Source organism: Acinetobacter sp. 24-47-64 (genome assembly GCF_057737055.1).
In genome coordinates this window covers 1610186-1629615 of record NZ_CM173215.1, presented here as the reverse complement: position 1 = coordinate 1629615, position 19430 = coordinate 1610186, and the positions used below count along the sequence as shown (strand labels likewise).

General features: G+C 38.2%; 22 protein-coding genes and 1 other RNA gene. 17 read left to right on the top strand and 6 right to left on the bottom strand.

Annotated elements, in window-relative coordinates:
• Positions 1-47: 47 nt before the first annotated feature.
• The 11 genes from pyrH to lpxA all read left to right on the top strand — a co-directional run bounded on the left by pyrH (position 48) and on the right by lpxA (position 10968).
• Positions 48-776: a UMP kinase gene (pyrH, locus tag AC1M85_RS07800; protein ID WP_035263670.1), complete on the top strand. Its 729-nt coding sequence runs from the start codon at positions 48-50 to the stop codon at positions 774-776.
• Between the two features lie 76 nt (positions 777-852).
• The gene (frr, locus tag AC1M85_RS07795; protein ID WP_035263669.1) at positions 853-1407 is read left to right on the top strand and encodes a ribosome recycling factor; all 555 of its coding nucleotides are present in this window, start codon (positions 853-855) and stop codon (positions 1405-1407) included.
• A gap of 8 nt (positions 1408-1415) precedes the next feature.
• Positions 1416-2162, top strand: coding sequence for a polyprenyl diphosphate synthase (gene uppS / locus AC1M85_RS07790; protein WP_180027804.1), 747 nt, complete (start codon positions 1416-1418; stop codon positions 2160-2162).
• A 2-nt stretch (positions 2163-2164) separates the two neighbouring features.
• Complete coding sequence (locus AC1M85_RS07785) at positions 2165-2989, top strand: phosphatidate cytidylyltransferase (protein ID WP_035263666.1); 825 nt, start codon at positions 2165-2167, stop codon at positions 2987-2989.
• Positions 2990-4186 (top strand): 1-deoxy-D-xylulose-5-phosphate reductoisomerase, encoded by a 1197-nt coding sequence (gene ispC, locus AC1M85_RS07780; RefSeq protein WP_488212835.1) that lies wholly within the window; start codon positions 2990-2992, stop codon positions 4184-4186.
• Position 4187: 1 nt separating this feature from the next.
• Entirely contained in the window at positions 4188-5543 is a 1356-nt protein-coding gene (gene rseP, locus AC1M85_RS07775; protein WP_180027805.1) for an RIP metalloprotease RseP, read from the top strand.
• A 41-nt stretch (positions 5544-5584) separates the two neighbouring features.
• Positions 5585-8107 carry an outer membrane protein assembly factor BamA gene (bamA, locus tag AC1M85_RS07770; protein ID WP_481588191.1) on the top strand — a complete coding sequence of 841 codons (2523 nt, stop codon included), beginning with the start codon at positions 5585-5587 and terminating at the stop codon, positions 8105-8107.
• A gap of 29 nt (positions 8108-8136) precedes the next feature.
• Positions 8137-8625 carry an OmpH/Skp family outer membrane protein gene (locus tag AC1M85_RS07765; RefSeq protein ID WP_179998091.1) on the top strand — a complete coding sequence of 163 codons (489 nt, stop codon included), beginning with the start codon at positions 8137-8139 and terminating at the stop codon, positions 8623-8625.
• A 3-nt stretch (positions 8626-8628) separates the two neighbouring features.
• On the top strand, positions 8629-9699 hold the full coding sequence (gene lpxD / locus AC1M85_RS07760; RefSeq protein ID WP_092766345.1) for a UDP-3-O-(3-hydroxymyristoyl)glucosamine N-acyltransferase: 1071 nt from the start codon (positions 8629-8631) through the stop codon (positions 9697-9699).
• A 1-nt stretch (position 9700) separates the two neighbouring features.
• The gene (gene fabZ, locus AC1M85_RS07755; RefSeq protein ID WP_035263658.1) at positions 9701-10183 is read left to right on the top strand and encodes a 3-hydroxyacyl-ACP dehydratase FabZ; all 483 of its coding nucleotides are present in this window, start codon (positions 9701-9703) and stop codon (positions 10181-10183) included.
• Positions 10180-10968, top strand: a complete 789-nt coding sequence (gene lpxA / locus AC1M85_RS07750) for an acyl-ACP--UDP-N-acetylglucosamine O-acyltransferase (protein ID WP_488212834.1) — start codon at positions 10180-10182, stop codon at positions 10966-10968. Before fabZ ends, lpxA begins: the two co-directional genes overlap by 4 nt.
• A gap of 46 nt (positions 10969-11014) precedes the next feature.
• Here lpxA and AC1M85_RS07745 read toward each other — a convergent pair whose 3' ends face one another.
• Complete coding sequence (locus AC1M85_RS07745) at positions 11015-11842, bottom strand: YbgF trimerization domain-containing protein (RefSeq protein ID WP_488212833.1); 828 nt, start codon at positions 11840-11842, stop codon at positions 11015-11017.
• Between the two features lie 285 nt (positions 11843-12127).
• Here AC1M85_RS07745 and ffs point away from each other — a divergent pair.
• Positions 12128-12224: signal recognition particle sRNA small type (gene ffs, locus AC1M85_RS07740), an RNA gene on the top strand.
• 26 nt (positions 12225-12250) lie between these two features.
• Here ffs and AC1M85_RS07735 read toward each other — a convergent pair.
• The 4 genes from AC1M85_RS07735 to AC1M85_RS07720 form a co-directional block, all read right to left on the bottom strand.
• Positions 12251-12877 (bottom strand): regulatory protein RecX, encoded by a 627-nt coding sequence (locus AC1M85_RS07735; protein ID WP_488212832.1) that lies wholly within the window; start codon positions 12875-12877, stop codon positions 12251-12253.
• Between the two features lie 67 nt (positions 12878-12944).
• Positions 12945-13988, bottom strand: a complete 1044-nt coding sequence (gene recA / locus AC1M85_RS07730; RefSeq protein WP_035263652.1) for a recombinase RecA — start codon at positions 13986-13988, stop codon at positions 12945-12947.
• Between the two features lie 145 nt (positions 13989-14133).
• Positions 14134-14574, bottom strand: coding sequence for an RNA-binding S4 domain-containing protein (locus AC1M85_RS07725; RefSeq protein ID WP_488212831.1), 441 nt, complete (start codon positions 14572-14574; stop codon positions 14134-14136).
• Positions 14558-15250 carry an HAD-IA family hydrolase gene (locus AC1M85_RS07720; RefSeq protein ID WP_481587498.1) on the bottom strand — a complete coding sequence of 231 codons (693 nt, stop codon included), beginning with the start codon at positions 15248-15250 and terminating at the stop codon, positions 14558-14560. Before AC1M85_RS07720 ends, AC1M85_RS07725 begins: the two co-directional genes overlap by 17 nt.
• 297 nt (positions 15251-15547) lie before the next feature.
• Between AC1M85_RS07720 and AC1M85_RS07715 the strand changes: the two genes are divergently transcribed.
• From AC1M85_RS07715 to AC1M85_RS07705, 3 genes are all read left to right on the top strand, one after another.
• Positions 15548-15685 carry a hypothetical protein gene (locus tag AC1M85_RS07715; protein WP_171076720.1) on the top strand — a complete coding sequence of 46 codons (138 nt, stop codon included), beginning with the start codon at positions 15548-15550 and terminating at the stop codon, positions 15683-15685.
• A 322-nt stretch (positions 15686-16007) separates the two neighbouring features.
• Positions 16008-16856 carry a 3'(2'),5'-bisphosphate nucleotidase CysQ family protein gene (locus tag AC1M85_RS07710; RefSeq protein WP_481609588.1) on the top strand — a complete coding sequence of 283 codons (849 nt, stop codon included), beginning with the start codon at positions 16008-16010 and terminating at the stop codon, positions 16854-16856.
• A gap of 61 nt (positions 16857-16917) precedes the next feature.
• Entirely contained in the window at positions 16918-17655 is a 738-nt protein-coding gene (locus AC1M85_RS07705; protein WP_488212830.1) for a histidine phosphatase family protein, read from the top strand.
• Positions 17656-17733: 78 nt separating this feature from the next.
• Here the strand turns inward: AC1M85_RS07705 and rpsT are convergent, their stop codons facing one another.
• The gene (gene rpsT / locus AC1M85_RS07700; RefSeq protein ID WP_035263646.1) at positions 17734-18003 is read right to left on the bottom strand and encodes a 30S ribosomal protein S20; all 270 of its coding nucleotides are present in this window, start codon (positions 18001-18003) and stop codon (positions 17734-17736) included.
• 215 nt (positions 18004-18218) lie between these two features.
• On the opposite strand from rpsT, the gene AC1M85_RS07695 reads away from it, so the two are divergent.
• Together AC1M85_RS07695 and rraA are read left to right on the top strand one after the other, a co-directional pair.
• Positions 18219-18884 carry a Rossmann-fold NAD(P)-binding domain-containing protein gene (locus AC1M85_RS07695; RefSeq protein WP_488212829.1) on the top strand — a complete coding sequence of 222 codons (666 nt, stop codon included), beginning with the start codon at positions 18219-18221 and terminating at the stop codon, positions 18882-18884.
• Between the two features lie 11 nt (positions 18885-18895).
• Complete coding sequence (rraA, locus tag AC1M85_RS07690; RefSeq protein ID WP_035263643.1) at positions 18896-19405, top strand: ribonuclease E activity regulator RraA; 510 nt, start codon at positions 18896-18898, stop codon at positions 19403-19405.
• The last annotated feature ends 25 nt before the right edge of the window (positions 19406-19430 follow it).

Below are 19430 nucleotides of genomic sequence, written 5' to 3'. Positions count from 1 at the left end.
TTGTTTGAAGTAATACATATAAATGAATTCGGATATTGGAGTTTGTAATGTTAGATTCTAAAAAACCACGCTTTGGTCGTATTCTGCTAAAACTTTCGGGTGAAGCGCTAGCAGGCAATAAAGATATGGGTATCGACGCACAAGTGCTTGATCAAATGTCTTTATCTATTGCTCACTTGGTTGGTCTAGGTGTGCAAGTTGGTATCGTTGTGGGTGGTGGTAACCTTTATCGTGGTAGCCAATTACAGCAAGATGGGTTGGTTGGTCGCGTAACAGGTGATCAAATGGGTATGCTAGCAACTGTGATGAACGGTTTGGCGCTACGAGATGCATTGGTACGTCGTAATATTAAAACCCGTTTAATGTCAGCATTACCAATCGGTACAGTTGTAGAATCATATTCTAGCCGTGATGCGATTCGTCATTTAAATAATGGTGAAGTTTGTGTGTTTGTGGCGGGTACTGGTAATCCATTCTTTACGACAGATACCGCTGCTTGCTTACGTGGTATTGAGATTGAGGCCAACTTAATTCTTAAAGCGACTAAGGTAGATGGTGTCTACAATAAAGATCCAAGCAAATATGAAGATGCTGTTAAATATGATGCATTAACATTCGACCAAGTCTTAGATGAGAAACTTGGTGTAATGGATTTAACCGCGATTTGCTTATGCCGTGACCATAATGTTCCACTTCAAGTATTCGATATGAATAAATCAGGTGCGTTATTGTCAGTGGTTATGGGTGAAAAAGAAGGTACTCACGTTACTAATTGATGTACGTGGCTTTCAAAGCTATTTATACTAAACACTATTTTGATTTAAATTTTGAGAATTAGGTAAGGAAGATCACATGATTAACGATCTTAAAAAAGATGCTGAAGAGCGCATGAATAAATCATTGGACTCATTAGAGCATGGTTTTGCTAAAGTTCGTACAGGTCGTGCACATCCATCAATTCTTAACGGCGTAATGGTTCCTTACTATGGCTCTGATGTGCCATTAAACCAAGTTGCTAACATTGGGGTTGAAGATTCGCGTACATTGCTTGTTCAACCTTTCGAGCGCACCATGGTTGCTGCAATCGATAAAGCAATTCGTGAGTCAGATTTAGGTTTGAACCCAATTACTGCTGATTCAATTCGTGTACCAATGGCGGCATTAACTGAAGAAACACGCCGTGATATGCAAAAAGTGGCACGTAACGAGGCTGAAAATGCAAAAGTTGCGATTCGTAATATTCGCCGTGATGTATTAGGTGATATTAAAGCGTTGTTGAAAGAAAAAGAAATTTCTGAAGACGATGAGCGTCGTGCTGGCGATGAAATCCAAAAAATCACAGATAAGTTTGTTGCTGAAGTTGAAAAGCGTTTAGCAGCAAAAGAAGCAGAGTTGATGAAGGTCTAAGCTATATAATGACCATCTCAGCAGAGCTTCTGCCACAACATGTTGCCATCATTATGGATGGCAACAATCGTTTTGCAAAAAAGAAACATCTACAAAAAGGTGATGGACACCGTGAAGGAAAAAATGTCCTTGATCCGATTGTAGAGCATTGTCGTAAAGTGGGTGTAAAAGCACTTACTGTTTATGCCTTCTCAAGTGAAAACTGGAATCGACCTCAATATGAAGTTGATTTGCTCATGAAATTGTTGCAAGAGACGATTAATGAACAAATTCCTCGAATGATAAAGTTTCAGATTGGGCTCAGATTCATCGGGGATCGCTCTCGTTTATCGCCAGAATTGCAACAATTAATGTTGCAAGCAGAACAAAGGACTGCTACTTTCACAGAAATGACGCTCACAATTGCTGTGAGCTATGGTGGAATGTGGGATATCGCACAAACTGCTAAAACAATCGCACAACTCGTCAAAGAACAAAAAATTGATGTTGATCAAGTTGATGTTGATTTGTTTGCTCAGCATGTCAGTTTAGGTGACTTACCTCCAGTCGACTTATTGATTCGTACTGGTGGTGATTATCGATTGTCTAATTTTTTATTATGGCAATCTGCATATGCTGAGTTGTATTTTACTGAGACGTTGTGGCCAGAATTCACAACAGAAGAATTGGATCATGCCTTTGGTGTGTTTTTAGGGCGTGAAAGGCGCTTTGGAAAAACCTCTGAGCAGGTCCAACAAGAGAAAATAGAGAACTAATAATGTTAGAGCGGATAATTACCGCATTGATTTTAGTGGCTGTAGTCTTGAGCTGTATGTTCGCAACTACATCCATTTATCCAATGTTAGCGTTAATGATTATCGCTGCCGGGGGGGCTGGCTATGAGTGGTTTAAACTCATGCCTCGTCAAACTGATCAAGTGAATAAATTTAAAGCAGGATGCTTTGGTGTAATCACTGCGGTATTTTCTGCAATTGCGCTTTATTTTGATGATCTAGTACTGCTGTTGTGGAGTGCTTCGATTATTACTTGGGTTATTACCATTTATTGGGTTAAGCAATATCCTCTTTATGATGCGTGGTATAACACTTCACTGAATTGGATTGGTGTAGTGATTATTAGCGCTGCAGTATCGGCAATATACGAAGTCTGGATAAGTTCACCTTGGTGGCTCATGTATCTATTCCTCTTAGTGTGGGGTGCTGATAGTGGGGCGTATTTTGTAGGTAGGAAGCTTGGTAAGCGTAAGCTTGCACCTGAGGTGAGCCCGAATAAATCTATTGAAGGGTTAATCGGTGGTGTAATTACAGTCATCATTGTTATCTTATTTGTACAATTTAACTATTTAGATTTAACCGCAGTAGAGCATATTCTATTTTTACTCCTATCTGTGCTGACAGTATTTAGCTCAGTTCAAGGTGATTTATTTGAATCAATGATTAAGCGTCGTGCAGGTATTAAGGATTCAGGTCGTATTTTGCCTGGTCATGGTGGTGTATTAGATCGCATTGACTCATTGCTTGCTGCCGCACCTATTTTTGCTGCGGGAATATTTGTTTTAAAACTTGTTGGTGTAGATTTATAGATGTCTCAATCAGTATGTATATTAGGTGTAACGGGTTCAATTGGACAAAGTACCTTAAAAGTCATTGATCGACATCCAGAGAAGTACAATGTTTTTGCGGTATCTGCATTTAGTCGTGTAGAGCAGTTAAGCGAAATATGTCAACAATATCATCCACAGTATGCTGTTGTACCTTCAGGCAAGGTGGATGAACTACATCAATTTTTCAAATTAAAAAATATCACTTCAACCGAAATTCTCTCTGATGAGTCGGGTTTAATTGCTGTTGCTGAGCATCCTCAGGTTGATATCGTGATGGCGGCGATAGTGGGTGCGGCAGGATTATTGCCAACACTCGCTGCTGTTCAAGCGGGTAAGCGTGTTCTTCTAGCAAATAAAGAATCGTTGGTGATGTCTGGTGACATCATGATGAAGGCCGCTAAAGAGAATAAAGCCTTATTATTACCTGTAGATTCTGAACATAACGCAATATTTCAGTGCCTGCCTCAAAATTATTTACAATTAGATACAGGTGGTAAACCCCAGTTAGGTGTTTCACAAATTTTGTTGACTGCTTCTGGCGGTCCATTTTTGCATCATACGCTAGATGAGCTCAGTATTGTGACACCTGCACAGGCTTGTAAGCACCCTAATTGGTCAATGGGACAGAAGATATCAGTTGATTCGGCAACGCTAATGAACAAAGGTCTCGAGTTGATCGAGGCCTGTCATTTATTTTCAATTCAAGAACATTTTGTTACAGTGGTTGTGCACCCACAAAGTATTATTCACTCAATGGTTCAGTATGTTGATGGTAGTACTTTGGCTCAAATGGGTAATCCTGATATGTGTACGCCGATTGCACATGCATTTGCATGGCCAGATCGGATTGAAACACATGTTCCTCCGCTAGATTTATTTCTAAACGATACGCTTAATTTTATGCAGCCTGATACTGTACGCTTTCCAGCGTTGCAATTGGCTCGTGAAGCAATGAAATCTGGAGGATTGGCGCCTGCGATCTTAAATGCTGCAAATGAAATCGCGGTTGAAGCATTTTTAAAAGATAAAATCAAATTTTTAGATATTCCTAAAGTTGTTGAATCCACTTTGAATCATGTTCAAAATTCAAATGCTGATTCTTTAGAGCTAATCTTAGAGACTGATGCGCTTGCACGTCGCTATGCTATTCAACTCACGAATTCACTGAGTACCTAAGATGAATATACTTTTCATTATCGTCGCGGCTATTTTGCTTCTAGGCCCATTGATTGCAATTCATGAATTTGGACATTACTGGGTAGCACGAAAACTTGGCGTTAAGGTTCTTGTTTATTCAATTGGATTTGGTCCAACAGTTCTAAAGTGGACCTCTAAAAAGTCAGGCATTCAATATCAGCTCTCTGCATTGCCTTTAGGTGGTTATGTAAAAATGCTAGATGAGCGTGAAGGTAATGTAAGTGCAGAAGATTTACCTTATGCGTTTAATCGGCAATCCCCTTTAAAACGAATTGCAATCGTTGCTGCGGGACCACTTGTTAATTTAATTTTTGCTGTTTTACTTTTTTGGATTCTGTTCTTACCAGCTCAGGAACAATTAAACACTCGAGTTGGTAAAGTGATTGAAAATACGCCAGCCGCACAAGTAGAGATGCGTTCTGGTGATAAAATCATAGCAGTGGATGGGACTGCGACACCAACTTGGGAAAAATTGAATTATGCGCTGATTGATCGCGTAGGTGAAACTGGTACGATTCAAATTCAAGCTGATCGTGATGGTCAGGTACAAACTTTTAATTTACCGATTCAGCAATTTTTAAAAGATCAGTCTCAATCACCATTGGATGTCTTGGGGTTTTTACCATATCGACCTCATATTCAACCAGTTGTACATAAATTATCTGAAGATGGTGCTGCTATACGCCAAGGGATGAAAGAAGGTGATGTAATTGTCGCGATTGATAATAAAAAAATTAACGATTGGTTAGAAGTTGTTGATATAGTACAAAAATCACCAGAAAAACTATTGAATATCGAAGTGATGCGTCAAGGCGAGATTGTTCAATTAAAGGTCATGCCGCAAGGAAAGCGTGACAATATGGGCAATACGACAGGAATGTTGGGAGTGCAAGCTCAATCTGGTCAGATCAATATTCCTGCTGAATATAAGCATACAATTCAATATGATCCAGCGGAAGCTTTTGTGGTTGCGGTTGAAAAAACGGGTCAATTATCTTCTATGATCCTTGGCTCAATTGTCAAAATGATTCGAGGATTGATTGGGTTGGATAATCTCTCGGGTCCAATTACGATTGCTAAAGTTGCAGGTCAAAGTGCAGAAATGGGTTGGCAAACTTTCATTTCATTTATGGCATTAATGAGTGTAAGTTTGGGGATATTAAATTTGCTTCCGATTCCGATGTTGGATGGTGGGCATTTAGTTTATTACATAATTGAATTAATTCGTGGTAAACCTGTTTCTGAACAAATACAATTGGTTGGATTAAAAATTGGTATGGTGTTGCTGGGAAGTATGATGTTTCTCGCAATATTTAATGATTTTATGCGTTTATAAGCGTTATAGATGGATAATTAACTTACTGGAAAACAATAGGCATGCAGCACAAACATTTATTTATGCCATTGGCACTCGTTAGCGCAATGGCAGCAGTACAACAAGTATATGCAGCAGACGAGTTTATCGCGCGGGATGTGCGTGTTGATGGATTAGTTCGACTAACGCAAGCTAATGTACTCGCAATGTTACCGGTGAATGCTGGGGATCGCATTAATGATCCAGTGATTGCGAATGCGATTCGTGCGTTGTATGCCTCTAATTCGTTTGATGATATTCAAGCTTTCAAAGAAAACGATGTTTTGGTTTTCAAAGTCGTTGAACGTCCTATTATTTCTAAAATCAATTTCAAGGGTAATAAGCTCATTCCAAAAGAAGCCTTGGAAGAGGGCTTGAAGAAAATGGGTCTAGCTGAAGGTGAGGTGCTCACTAAATCTGCACTTCAGACGCTAGAAACTGAGCTTGAACAGCAGTATTCACAACAAGGTCGCTATAATGCGGATATTCAGGTTGAAACTGTTGCAAAAGCCAATAACCGTGTAGATGTCAATATTAATTTCATTGAAGGTAAACCAGCTAAAGTTTTTGAAATTAATTTAATTGGTAATACTGTATTTAAAGACGATGAAATTAAGCAAGTCTTTGCTGTCAAGGAAAGCGGATGGTTATCTGTCATTTCCAGAAATGATCGCTACGCGCGTGAAAAAATGGCAGCAAGCCTTGAAGCATTAAGAGCTTTATACCTTAATAAAGGTTATATCAATTTTGAAATTACCAACTCTAATTTGAATATCAGTGAAGATAAAAAAAATATTTTCATTGAAGTTTCAATGAATGAGGGTGAGCAATTTAAATTTGGTGAAACCAAATTTTTAGGTGATGCTTTATATAAAGACGAAGATCTTCGTGCACTAAAGATTTATAAAGATGATGCAACTTACTCACAAGAGTTGGTGAATGCAGTAAAACAGTTGTTACAGCGTAAGTATGGTAATGCTGGTTATTACTATGCGGAAATTAATGTTGTGCCTCAAATTGACAATGAAACAAAAAAAGTTAATTTGAATTATTACATCAATCCGGGTCAGCAAGTTACGGTTAGACGTATTAATTTTACAGGTAATACCAAGACTGCTGATGAAGTTTTACGTCGTGAAATGCGCCAGATGGAAGGTGCATTAGCGAGTAATGAAAAAATTGATCTTTCAAAAGTCCGTTTGATGCGTACTGGATTTTTCAGCAAAGTTGATGTTAAACCGGTACGTGTTCCAGGAGCGCCTGATCAGATTGATTTGAATATCGCTGTTGAAGAACAACACTCAGGATCAAGTACTTTAGCTGTGGGTTATTCGCAAAATGGCGGTATCACGTTCCAAGCAGGTTTAAGTCAAACTAACTTCTTAGGTACAGGTAACCGTGTAGCGATTGATCTTTCTCGTTCTGAGACACAAGATTATTATAACCTAAGTGTTACTGATCCATACTTTACAATTGATGGTGTCAGCCGTGGTTACAATCTCTATTATCGTAAGACGAAATTAGACGAAGACTATAACGTTAACAATTATGTTACAGATAGCTTCGGTGGTGGTCTGAGCTTTGGTTACCCAATTGATGAGAATCAGAGCTTAAGTGCTGGTATTAATATTGATCAAACTGAAGTAACGACTGGTCCATTTGTTTCTACTTATGTACGTGATTATTTACTTGCCAATGGGGGTAGGGAAACAAGTACTGGTAAGTATTGTCCAGTCGACTTAGAGCCAATTAAAGATGATAACGGTAATGTAATTGGTTATGAACCTTGCTCTGAACCTGAAGTTGAGTACGGTAATGAGTTTAAAGGTGATTTCTTTACTTATAGTTTAAATTTAGGTTGGTCTTATAACACATTAAATAATCCACGCTTCCCAACGTCGGGTATGTCTCATCGTGTTAATGCAGAGATTGCATTGCCGGGCAGTGATGTTGAATATCAGAAGGTAACATACGATACTCAAGCCTTTATTCCTTTAGGAAAGGATTTTGTATGGCGTGGTTATGGTAAGGTAGGTTTTGGTAATGATTTACCATTCTATAAAAACTATTACGCTGGTGGTTATGGGTCTGTTCGTGGTTATGATAATAGTACATTAGGTCCAAAATATCCGAGTATTACAGATGCTGCTCTAACTAGAGAAGATAGAAACCCTGAAGAAGTGGGGGGTAATGCATTAGTTCAATTTGGCACTGAATTAATCTTACCAGTTCCTTTTAAAGGCGACTGGGCGCGACAGGTCCGTCCTGTTATTTTTGCTGAAGGTGCTCAAGTGTTCGACACTCAATGTGACGTACCTACTGGAAATATTTATTTTGGCGCAACCAATCCGACGGCATTCGATGCTAGACAGTACTGTAAAGATAACTTTGGCTTCGATGCCGGAAATATGCGTTATAGTGTTGGTGTAGGCTTCACATGGATTACGATGATTGGTCCACTATCATTAAGCTATGCGTACCCACTGAATGATAAGCCTGGTGATGAAACTAAGTCTGTTCAATTTGAAATTGGTCGTACTTTCTAGTACGGCCTTTTGCCTTAAAAGGAATAATAATGAATATATTTAAAACAATGATATCAACGGCTTTACTCACATCTGTAGTTGGCTTTGCACATGCAGCAGGATATGGGGTAATCGATTTAGAAAAAGTGGTAGAAAATAGCACGTATTTAAAGCAGCAGAATGCTCAGCTTGAGCAGACAATTAAACCGCAAACGGTAAAGTTGGAACAGTTAGGTAAAGAAATTGAAGCTTTGGCTAAATCAGCTCAAGCCAATCAATCGAATGCCCAGCAACTATCCTCTCAATATCAAACGAAGATGAACGAATTTCAATCTTTGCAACAGACTGTTCAATCACGTGTTCAAAGCACCATTCAAAATACAAACAAAGTTTTTGACTCAAGAATTAAACAAGTTGCTGAACAATTGCGCAAAGAAAATAATCTTGATTTAGTTTTAAATAAAAATGCTGCCTTGGCATATGACCCAAAATACGATTTAACTGCTAAAATGATTCAAAAGGTTAATGCAATCAAATAGTCAATGAAATCAAATCAATTTCGTCTCGATCACTTGGCCAAACTTGTACAAGGCCAAGTTATTGGTGATGCAGATCTGTTGCTAGAGGGTCTTGCAAGTTTAACTCAAGCGAACTCAAACCAAATTTCTTTTGTAAATTCTGATAAGTATTTAGACGAAGCGATTTCATCTCAAGCAGGTGCGTTAATTGTCACTTCTGAGATGCAGGCTCAGCTTAATCAGCATAATAATTTTATTGTCGTACAAAATCCGTATCTTGCTTTCGCGATTTTAACTCATGTGTTTGAATCTAAAACTGTGCAACGTGGTATCGAGGCCACCGCAGTAATCGATCCGAGTGCTATGATAGGAGATAATGTATACATTGGTCATTACGTTGTAGTTGGCCCACATGCAGTGATTGGTTCAAATACAGTAATTCATTCGCAAACTAAAATTGATGAGTATGTTGAAATCGGTGAGGATTGTTTCATTGATTCGCATGTCACGATTACGGGTCGATCTAAAATTGCTAAACGTGTTCGTATCCATGCGAATACCGTAATTGGAGGAGAGGGTTTTGGCTTTGCTCCTTATCAAGGTAAGTGGAACCGAATTGCTCAACTCGGATCTGTTCAAATTGGAAATGATGTCAGAATTGGTTCCAACTGTAGTATTGATCGTGGCGCTTTGGATGACACTATACTTCATGATGGTGTGATTATTGATAATCTTGTGCAAGTCGCACATAACGTTCAAATCGGTGAAAATACTGCAATTGCTGCAAAATGCGGTATTGCGGGCAGTACTGTGATTGGCAAAAACTGTATCCTTGCAGGTGCTTGTGGTATCTCAGGACATCTAAAAATTGTAGATAATGTGACGCTAACTGGAATGTCAATGGTCACAGGTAGCATTTTAGAAGCTGGTACATATTCTTCAGGAATGGGATTGCTCGAAAATTCTCGTTGGAAACGAACAGTTGTTCGTCTAAGACAATTAGCAGATGTGCCATTGACCAAATTAGTCAAACAAATAGATGATATGCAGGCTCAGTTAGAGTCAATCGAATCAACTTTAAAATTGCGTAAATAATATGACAGAGTCTACTTTATCTTTTTCAATTCCTGAATTGCCGATGAATATTCAAACAATTCGTGAATATTTGCCGCATCGTTATCCATTTCTATTGGTAGACCGTGTTACAGAAGTGACTGAGAATGGAATTGTCGGATTTAAAAATGTCTCCATAAATGAAGAGTTTATGCAAGGTCATTTTCCAGGTTATCCAATCATGCCGGGTGTCTTAATCGTTGAGGCGATGGCACAAATTTCTGGCGTTCTTGGCTTTATTATGAACAATGAAAAACCCAAACCGGGTTCACTTTTTCTTTTCGCTGGCGCTGAAAAAGTTCGTTTTAAAAAACAAGTCGTTCCTGGTGATCAACTCGTGTTAAAATCAGAGCTTGTAATGCAGAAACGTGGTATTTACAAGTATCTTTGTAGTGCGAGCGTTGATGGTGTAATTGCAGCGACAGCTGAAATTATTATTTCTCATCAGAAATTAGAGCAAGCATGAGTAACAGTGATTTAATCCACCCTACAGCAATTGTTGATCCTACGGCAACGATTGCTTCTGATGTAAAAATTGGTCCTTATTCGATTATTGGTCCTCATGTGACAATTGATAGTGGGACAGTGTTACATTCTCATGTGGTGGTTGGTGGATATACTCGCATCGGTAAATCAAACGAAATTTTCCAGTTTGCCAGTGTGGGTGAGGTGTGTCAGGATCTTAAGTATGCTGGTGAAGAAACTTGGCTTGAGATTGGCGACAACAACAAAATTCGTGAGCATTGCAGTCTGCATCGCGGTACAGTGCAGGATCAAAGTATTACTAAAATTGGTAGTAATAATCTGTTGATGGTCAATACGCATATTGCGCATGACTGTGTAGTAGGTAATAACAACATTTTTGCGAACAATGTTGGTGTCGCAGGTCATGTGCATGTTGGTGACTTTGTTGTTGTAGGTGGCAACTCCGGTATTCATCAATTCTGTAAAATCGACTCATACAGCATGATTGGTGGAGCATCATTGATTTTGAAGGATGTTCCTGCTTATGTGATGGTGTCTGGTAATCCGGCGCATGCATTTGGAATGAATGTAGAAGGTATGCGTCGTAAGGGTTGGTCCAAAGATGTAATCAATGGTTTACGAGAATCATTTAAGTTGATTTATAAAAGTGGTCTGACGACACAACAAGCCATTGAGCAGATTACTGCTGAAATTTTACCAAATGTTTCTGAAGCTCAGCTCCTCATAGATTCTCTAAATGAATCTAAGCGCGGTATTGTTCGTTAAGAGCTTTTGCTAGCAATAAAAAGACATCTTATGATGTCTTTTTTATTTAACTTTTTTTGAAATATCCAGCTTCTTCTGAGTCAGGATAGGTGCTTAGTAGTTTATTTTTATAAATTTCAGCAGTTTGAGCGTTTTTATTTACATCTTTCGCGATGCTATACAGCTGATATAAAGATCGCGCTGCTTTTCCTGAATTTGGAAACTTCGAAGCGACAGTTTCATAGTGTTTTCTTGCTTCTTCATAATTGGGTGGTTCAATTGCTAAATTGAATTCAGCTAACCAAAAATAGGCATTACCTGTATACACACTATTTGGATTGTTACGTACAAAGTTTTGCATAGGTGCAATGGCTTTTTTTGCGCCACCTTGTTTGTATGCATCTAAGGCAACTGTATAAGCCGCTTTATCAAGTTCTTGTTGGTTGGTTTGATTCAAGTTCGTTGCATTTTGTGATGCTGTGGTATTGGAGTTAGTGCTAGTGCTTGGTGCAGTTGGCTCGTTAGGAATGGGTGGTGCAGCATTAGAATCATCGGCATTGGACTCCTCCACAGGATCAATTTTTTGTTGAAGGAGTTCTAATCTTTGATCTAGATCTGTATAGCGATTTTTTAATTCGTTGGTCAGTTGATTAATTTGATGTTCTTGTTCTTCTAATTTGCCTTGAAGTGCACGAATTTGATTTTCTAAGCGTTGATTTTGTTGGATAAGCTGCCAACTGGTGTTGGTAGGGGCTGTAGCGGTGTTATTCGCTGCGACTGCTGTTTGGTTCAAACTCGAATTTTGGCTTAATCCTTTTGATTCGATAGGAATATTGGCAAAAACTGATGTTGAGCTCATCAATGCTAGTGCAAGAAAAGTACGCTTATTGAGCATGTTCATTATTCCATTTGTGTCCATACTCAAATTTGAACTTTGAGTATTTTCAATTCTTAATAATCAGATCATTAAAAACGTCATAGCATTTAAAATCAATATAAATTTACAATGAAACTGTATAAATGAAGAAATTTAAGTTGAATTTATTTAGATGAAAAATATCAAGTTTGTTGTTAATAGATTAGTAAATATTCACTTGAACTTTTTTAGTGCCTTTAAAGCCCATTATGGTCTTGCAAGATCGTTAAAAATCTCTATACTCTGTTCTTGCAATGGTAGCCCTGCTGGTGGCTTCGCAATTGTACTCTGAGAACCCCGCCAGGACCGGAAGGTAGCAACGGTATCAGAACTATGATGTGCCGGAGTTTTGCTAGTAGGGTTGCCACCATTATAATAATTTATCTCTTATTCTTCATTCTCTTTTCGTTTTATAGCTTTCATAATCGCATCCATTTCAAAGCCTCTATATTGTAAAAAGCGAATTTGTTTTGCTTTTAATTTTGCGTCCTGAGCAACTTCATAGCCATATTTTTTGACTTTCAATAAGTATGCTTGTTCATACCAATCTATTTCTTCCATTTCTGGTTCAGCCAAGGCTTTATCAACGTGTTTGCTTTTAAGCGCTAGCTTTATTCGATTTGGACCTTTTCCTTTACGTAATTGGCTGCGTACCGTCATTTCTGCAACGCGAGCATCACTTTGATAATTTTCTCGCGCTAGCTCATCAACTAAGCTCAAAACCTCTTCCTTATTTTGTGCATACAAAGCAAGTTTATCAATTAAGTCTTTTTTTGAGTATTCTTTGCGAGTTAAGACTGCAAATGCATACGATCTCAAACGAGTCCCTGTTAAGCCTTTATTCTGTGCTAGATCTGATGAATGAGTGTCATCTAAATCACATTCATCTGATGCTTGATTGGCGAGGTATTGATTAGACGAGTGTTGATCGTTAATGAGATGTTGAGGTTCATCTTCATTGATTATTGATTTTAATTGCTCATAATGAATGAACTTGGGAAACTTCTCTGACATTTTAAATCCATGCACTTAAACAAAAGCGCCCAGAATTTGGGCGCTTCGATTTCAAATTTTTGAAAAATTATACTTCAAATAAATCTGCTTCTTCGTCATTTTCTTCAGTTGGAGCTGGTGTCGCTGTGGTTAACAACTGTTCACGAATCATGCGATCAAGATCTTGTGCAAGTTGAGGATTTTCCTCAAGGTGACGAATCACGTTGTTCTTACCTTGTCCAATCTTGTTGCCTTGATATGAATACCAAGCACCAGCTTTTTGAACAAGTTCTTGTTGTACAGCGAGATCGACCAATTCAGCAAGCTGATTTGTACCTTTACCGTACATGATTTGGAATAATGCTTCACGGAAAGGAGGTGCCATTTTGTTCTTCACCACTTTAACGCGTGTTTCAGAACCAACTATTTCATCACCTTCTTTTACTTGACCAATACGGCGAATGTCTAAGCGTACAGAAGCATAGAATTTGAGTGCATTACCACCAGTAGTGGTTTCTGGACTTCCAAACATGACACCAATTTTCATACGAATTTGGTTAATGAAGATCACCATGCAGTTGGAGCGCTTTGCATTACCTGTAATTTTACGCAATGCTTGGCTCATCAAGCGTGCTTGTAGACCCATATGAGAGTCACCCATTTCACCTTCAATTTCGGCTTTAGGGGTTAAGGCTGCTACAGAATCGACAACAATTAAGTCGATAGCGCCAGATCGTACCAGCATATCTGCAATTTCTAGTGCTTGTTCACCGTGATCAGGTTGTGACACCAATAAGTTATCGATATCTACACCAAGTTTGCGAGCATATTGAGGATCTAAAGCATGCTCAGCATCAATAAATGCACAAGTACCACCAGCTTTTTGACATTGCGCAATCGCTTGAAGTGTCATGGTGGTTTTACCTGATGATTCTGGACCATAAATTTCAATAATACGGCCTTTAGGTAAACCACCAATACCTAATGCGATATCCAATGTAAGAGAGCCTGTAGATACAGCTTCTACAGCTTGAACAGTATTGTCACCAAGGCGCATTACCGTATTTTTACCAAATTGTTTTTCAATTTGGCTTAAAGCAGCACTCAGTGCTTTGCTTTTATTATCATCCATCTCATAACCTCAAAACATTGTAAATCACTGATAACTTAGGTGGATGTCTTTAATTAAGTCTAATGTCCACGGCATTATAGTGACAGAAAAAATAGGACTGTTCTATAATTTTAAACTTCAAAACGACAATATTTGTCGCTTTAACTTATTCATCATCGTATGACCAAACTTCGTCATATTGCTGACCATTTTGTTGACGGAATCTTGTAATATCACGTCGATCTTTTTTGCTTGGTCGATGATCTGGTCGTGCAAGATTATGCAATTTTCTTTGTGCAGAAAGCAACTCACGACGCGCGAGACTGACTTCAGTTTCTTCATAGAGTAATTGTGCAGCAGGCGCACCACCTCGAACAGACGATAACGCTTTCACAATGACGGTTTTCTTTTCAAATCCCTGCTGAATCGTTAACTCCATTCCTACACGTACTTCTCTGGAAACTTTAACACGATCATTGTTGTGATGAACTTTACCACCTTCTATTGCTGCTTTGGCAATTGAGCGGGTTTTAAAAAAGCGTGCTGCCCAAAGCCACTTATCAATTCGCATTGAATCAGTGATTTTAGTTTCATGCTGTTTTGACATTCATTTCTTTCTCATGGTTAATTTGGTCTAAATAGGGGATTAATGATCTTAGATCATTAATTGCAGGATACTGAAGTTTAGACCTTTCGCGCTCAGGTTGAGCGCTAGATGGTTGGGTAATTGTGATTAGATGCTCAATACCAAAAGATTTAGCACCTTCGAGTACAACCGCAGTATCATCAACGAGAACGCAGTGACGAGGTTCAAATGGGTGCATTTGCTGTAATTGATCCCAAAATTCAAAACGCTCTTTAGCAAAACCGATTGTTTCACTACTGATCATCACTTCAAAATAAGAGGTGAGGTCAACTTGATTCATTTTCAATGCCAAACCTCTTTCATCAGCATTGGTGACTAACCATATTCGGTATCCAGCTTGCTTAAGGCTTGATAATAACGCAATGCATCCCTGTCTCGGCTTGATGAATTCTTTGTGATCGTGTTGAAGCTGAAAAGTATCAACGCCGACTTTGGCTGTCCAAAAGCGCGTAGAATACCAATCGAGCGTGTGCTTATGATCTTGATAAAATTTAAATAGAATTTGATTGCTCTGCTCTAAACTGATTTGATGAGTTTTGGCATGTCGCTCAGGGAGTTTGTGATTCCAAATTAAATCGTCAAAAGCAAGATCGAGTAGGGTTCCATCCATGTCAAACATGATGATGGGTTTATTCATTCATCTTTCCTCAGGTATTGTTGCAATTTAGCACAAATAAAAACAACAAAATGGGTGATATTTAAATATCGATTTACACCATCATTTGATGCAAAAGGTTGGACTTGCATCAGCATTTTAAAATTGAACTTCAAGAAAGGGTGTGCGTGGTGACTTCTATATTTCATTCCATTCGTATTATATCGAATTAGATGTGTGAGGTCACAAATTTAGATCTTGATAATGAATACAAAAATAGTATAGAAGTCGCTATGAAAGCATCATATTTTTTGAAAATGGTGCATAGGAGTTTGACGTATGACAAAACATGATAATAGTTCGAAACCACACAAAGAATCTAATGAGGATAAAGGGAATCAGGACTCTTTTAAAAATAAAGAGCCTGTAAAAAAACCGAATGAACAGCCTGAAAGTCCAGTCAAAGAGCAAAAATAAAAAACAAGCCTTCTTTAAGAAGGCTTGTTTTTTTATGTTGATACTGACTCTAAGGCGCGCTCTGATTTTTGGAACTATTGCGGGTGTTATTTAAGATGTATTGAGGGTTGTTGGCAATCACGCTTCGGATTTTGTTTTAAAAGTGTTAGAGTTCTTATGATTGAAATGGGTTATGTGTTTCAAAGTGGTTATATTTTATAGGTTTGCTACTATAAATATAAATCCAACAATGCAAATTAAATCACGCTGCATTTTAGGCTGAGGTTCTTAATATGATCGTCGTGCTTAGAGTGTGTAGCGCCAGAAAAAATAGGTTTTATCCATGTTTATCACAACGCATGCTCCCCAAGATCAACAAATGTTAAATTTGGTTCCGATTTTGGCTGTTGCAAGCCAAATATTATTAGAAGAATATCAAAACTATTGTGCTGGACGTGATTTTAAAATCAACGAAAAAGATGACCATTCTCCTGTAACTCAAGCAGATTTAAAGGTCAATCAATATCTGCTCAGAGAGCTTGCAAAACTTACACCTGATATTCCAATCATTTCTGAAGAAAGTGATTATTCGGAGCGACATGAATGGCCTCAATGTTGGATGCTAGACCCTTTGGATGGTACGAAGGAGTTTATTCATGAGCGTGATGAATTTACGATTAATCTGAGTCTTATTCAGAACCATCAAACTGTATTTTCAGTCATAGTCGTGCCGACAGAGCAAGTTATGTATATGGGCTATTTGACGGATCTTCCTTATAAATATTCATTTATGAACAATATTTGGGAAAAATATTGCAAATTTAAAGTCTCACCAGTCGATGCCATCCAAATTGGACTGAGTCATAGTAGTAAAAATCCTAAGTATCAACACTATATTGATTATATTGAAAGAGAAATACCAGTTATACGTCGTGAAGCTGGAAGTGCTTATAAGTTTTGTATGATGCTTGAAGGTGAGATAGATATTTACCCAAGATTTCATCCAACCTCTGAGTGGGACACCAGTGCTGGACAAGGCTTGCTAGAGAGCATAGGAGGTGGTTTGTTGACCTTGGATTCTGTGCCATTTACCTATAATCAGCGTGATACTGTTTTGAATAATGGTTTTATCGCCTATCGTGATCCTGAAATGAGGCAATTGGCTTTAGATGCGTTGTCAAATGTACTTTAGGGGAGTGGAACTATAATTTCATCGTGTTATAGTCAAATTAATTTCATTTATTAGAATTATTATGTCGCTGAAGTTGCTTCCTCCAAGTATGCTCAGAGCGGTTGATTTACTGCCCGATGTTGCTGTGCCTGTTACACTATTTACTCGCCACTCAATACGTGAAATGGTGGTGGGCCAAGGACTCGATGGATATGATTTGCAATTAACAGATCAAGGTAAGGATTTGGCGCAGGCTTGGGGGGCTTATCTTATTGATCAAACAGATCGTGTGATTGAACACTGTATTTCTAGTCCAATTCAACGTTGTATTGATACTGCAGCACTGATGATTCAAGGTGCTGATCAAATCAATCCTAAGTCAAATACCCATCATATTAAAATTGTTGAGCAGGGGCTTTTGGTCGAGCCTGGTAGCTTCGTTTTAGATATCGAGCAAGCTGCGCCATATTTTAAGCAACAAGGTGCTTTGGGCTTTATCAATAGCTTTGTAAACAATACTTTACCTGGGATGAAGCAGCCAATTACAGGTGTGATTGATGTTTTACATTTGCTTTATCAAACTCACCCTCAACAGAATCATGGATTAAGTTTGGCGGTTAGCCATGACACTATTCTCGCTGGTATTCTGGCTGTAATTTCAGGTAAAACACAGATTAGTCAGCAGGATTGGCCAGAAATGATGGAAGGTTTGTTTGTTTGGTTTGAAGGTGAAGCATTTATAGATGCAAAATTGAAATGGATATGGCGTGGTGAATCTAATGAGCTGTCTATTCGTGAATTTATAGAGCAAGAAAGATAGTAATTTTAATATTTTTTAAGCATTATTGATAAATTTAAGATATAAAAAAAGCCCTTAAAGGGCTTTTTTTAACGCAACTTAGTTAGAAGCTAAAGCTTTAACTTGTGCATTTAAACGGCTCTTATGACGAGCAGCTTTGTTCTTGTGGATGATACCTTTGTCAGCCATACGGTCGATTACAGGTACTGCAGTTTTGTAAGCTTCAGAAGCTGCTGCATAGTCACCCGCAGCGATCGCTGCTACTGTGCGTTTAAGGTAAGTACGAACCATAGAACGTAAGCTTGCGTTGTGTTTACGTGCTTTAACGTTTTGACGAGCACGTTTTTTTGCTTGAGCAGAGTTTGCCACTCGTGCACTCCTTGAAATTGATTGGTCTGGGCGGGCTGAAATTTCAACTAAATACAAACATTAGAAGAATTTACACCAGCCCGTAAACAAGTGCCATATTGTGATTAAATGATGCGGCAAAGTCAAGTCTTGACATGCTTTGACAACATTTTTGATGCAGATAAAATGCGGTTAGCGCGTTAGATTATATGAATATTGGAAGGAATGGCGAAAAAATGATTAAAAATATTAAAAGTGCAATAGTTATAGGGTCAACTGGTTTAGTTGGTCGATCTTTGGTAAATCATTTGAATCAATTGGTAGATTGCGAAAGAATTGTCGTAGTTGTTCGTAAGCATGATGAACAATTTGAAAAGTTCACTAAAGTTGATCAGTTGGTCATTGATGACTTTTTAATGTTAAATGGTGAGGACGCTTCTGGATTCTCACATGCGTTTAGTTGCCTAGGAAGTACAATTAAAAAAGCAGGCTCTAAAGAAAATTTTTACAATATCGATTTTGAGATAAATGCTCATTTTGCTGATTTGCTCGTGAATACCGATACTTTTTTTGCAATTGTAAGTGCGGAAGGTGCGAATGAAAGATCTCCATTCTTTTATAATCAAGTGAAGGGAAAGTTAGAAAATTATCTAAAATCATTATCACTCTATCAATTGGCGATCATTCGACCTTCACTCTTAATTGGTGAAAGAGCTGAAACAAGGACACTCGAAGATATTTCTCAGAGTATTTTCAAGCGAGTATCGCAATTTCTGCCAAATACATTCAAATATAAGCCAGTGACAGCAGAGCAAGTCGCTAATACTATGGTCGTGAGCGCAAGAACTCAAAATGAAAAAATTAAGATTTATGATAATTTAGAGATTCAAAAACATAACTGAGGGTATAAAAAGTGACAACGCCAACATTTGTGACGTGTGATTTACTGGATGACCATCCTGATTTAGATATTCAAGTATTGTATCCATCTATTGATGGAAAATTCTTCAAAAGTTACGGCGGTGTAAAAAGCTTTGGGGGTGAAGCTGTCACTGTTAAATGTTTTGAGGACAATTCACGAGTAAAAGAGTTACTCGCTACAGATGGGCAAGGCAAAGTTTTAGTTGTAGATGGTGGTTCTTCCATGCGTTGTGCATTGATGGGAGATATGATTGCTGAGTCTGCCGTTAAATATGGATGGAGTGGTGTCATTATTAATGGTTGTGTTAGAGATGTTGATGCCATTGCGAGTTTAAATCTAGGCGTGCACGCACTTGCGGCTATACCTCAAAAAAGTAATCGCAAAGGGGTGGGCGAAACCAATATCACGATTCAAATTGGAAATATCACAATCCAACCAGGTGATTATATCTATGCAGACAATAATGGAATTATTGTGTCCAAGACAAAATTAGTCGATTAATTTAAATAAAACAAAAACGAGGTAA

Bases quoted from the DNA above. Each gene is read 5' to 3' on its own strand.
- lpxD (WP_092766345.1), top strand. From the start codon at position 8,629: ATGAAATCAAATCAATTTCGTCTCGATCACTTGGCCAAACTTGTACAA.
- lpxA (WP_488212834.1), top strand. From the start codon at position 10,180: ATGAGTAACAGTGATTTAATCCACCCTACAGCAATTGTTGATCCTACG.
- AC1M85_RS07745 (WP_488212833.1), bottom strand. From the start codon at position 11,842: ATGCTCAATAAGCGTACTTTTCTTGCACTAGCATTGATGAGCTCAACA.
- pyrH (WP_035263670.1), top strand. From the start codon at position 48: ATGTTAGATTCTAAAAAACCACGCTTTGGTCGTATTCTGCTAAAACTT.
- AC1M85_RS07705 (WP_488212830.1), top strand. From the start codon at position 16,918: ATGTCGCTGAAGTTGCTTCCTCCAAGTATGCTCAGAGCGGTTGATTTA.
- AC1M85_RS07735 (WP_488212832.1), bottom strand. From the start codon at position 12,877: ATGTCAGAGAAGTTTCCCAAGTTCATTCATTATGAGCAATTAAAATCA.
- AC1M85_RS07725 (WP_488212831.1), bottom strand. From the start codon at position 14,574: ATGTCAAAACAGCATGAAACTAAAATCACTGATTCAATGCGAATTGAT.
- AC1M85_RS07715 (WP_171076720.1), top strand. From the start codon at position 15,548: ATGACAAAACATGATAATAGTTCGAAACCACACAAAGAATCTAATGAG.
- AC1M85_RS07765 (WP_179998091.1), top strand. From the start codon at position 8,137: ATGAATATATTTAAAACAATGATATCAACGGCTTTACTCACATCTGTA.
- AC1M85_RS07695 (WP_488212829.1), top strand. From the start codon at position 18,219: ATGATTAAAAATATTAAAAGTGCAATAGTTATAGGGTCAACTGGTTTA.
- bamA (WP_481588191.1), top strand. From the start codon at position 5,585: ATGCAGCACAAACATTTATTTATGCCATTGGCACTCGTTAGCGCAATG.
- AC1M85_RS07710 (WP_481609588.1), top strand. From the start codon at position 16,008: ATGTTTATCACAACGCATGCTCCCCAAGATCAACAAATGTTAAATTTG.
- recA (WP_035263652.1), bottom strand. From the start codon at position 13,988: ATGGATGATAATAAAAGCAAAGCACTGAGTGCTGCTTTAAGCCAAATT.
- fabZ (WP_035263658.1), top strand. From the start codon at position 9,701: ATGACAGAGTCTACTTTATCTTTTTCAATTCCTGAATTGCCGATGAAT.
- AC1M85_RS07785 (WP_035263666.1), top strand. From the start codon at position 2,165: ATGTTAGAGCGGATAATTACCGCATTGATTTTAGTGGCTGTAGTCTTG.
- frr (WP_035263669.1), top strand. From the start codon at position 853: ATGATTAACGATCTTAAAAAAGATGCTGAAGAGCGCATGAATAAATCA.
- uppS (WP_180027804.1), top strand. From the start codon at position 1,416: ATGACCATCTCAGCAGAGCTTCTGCCACAACATGTTGCCATCATTATG.
- AC1M85_RS07720 (WP_481587498.1), bottom strand. From the start codon at position 15,250: ATGAATAAACCCATCATCATGTTTGACATGGATGGAACCCTACTCGAT.
- rseP (WP_180027805.1), top strand. From the start codon at position 4,188: ATGAATATACTTTTCATTATCGTCGCGGCTATTTTGCTTCTAGGCCCA.
- ispC (WP_488212835.1), top strand. From the start codon at position 2,990: ATGTCTCAATCAGTATGTATATTAGGTGTAACGGGTTCAATTGGACAA.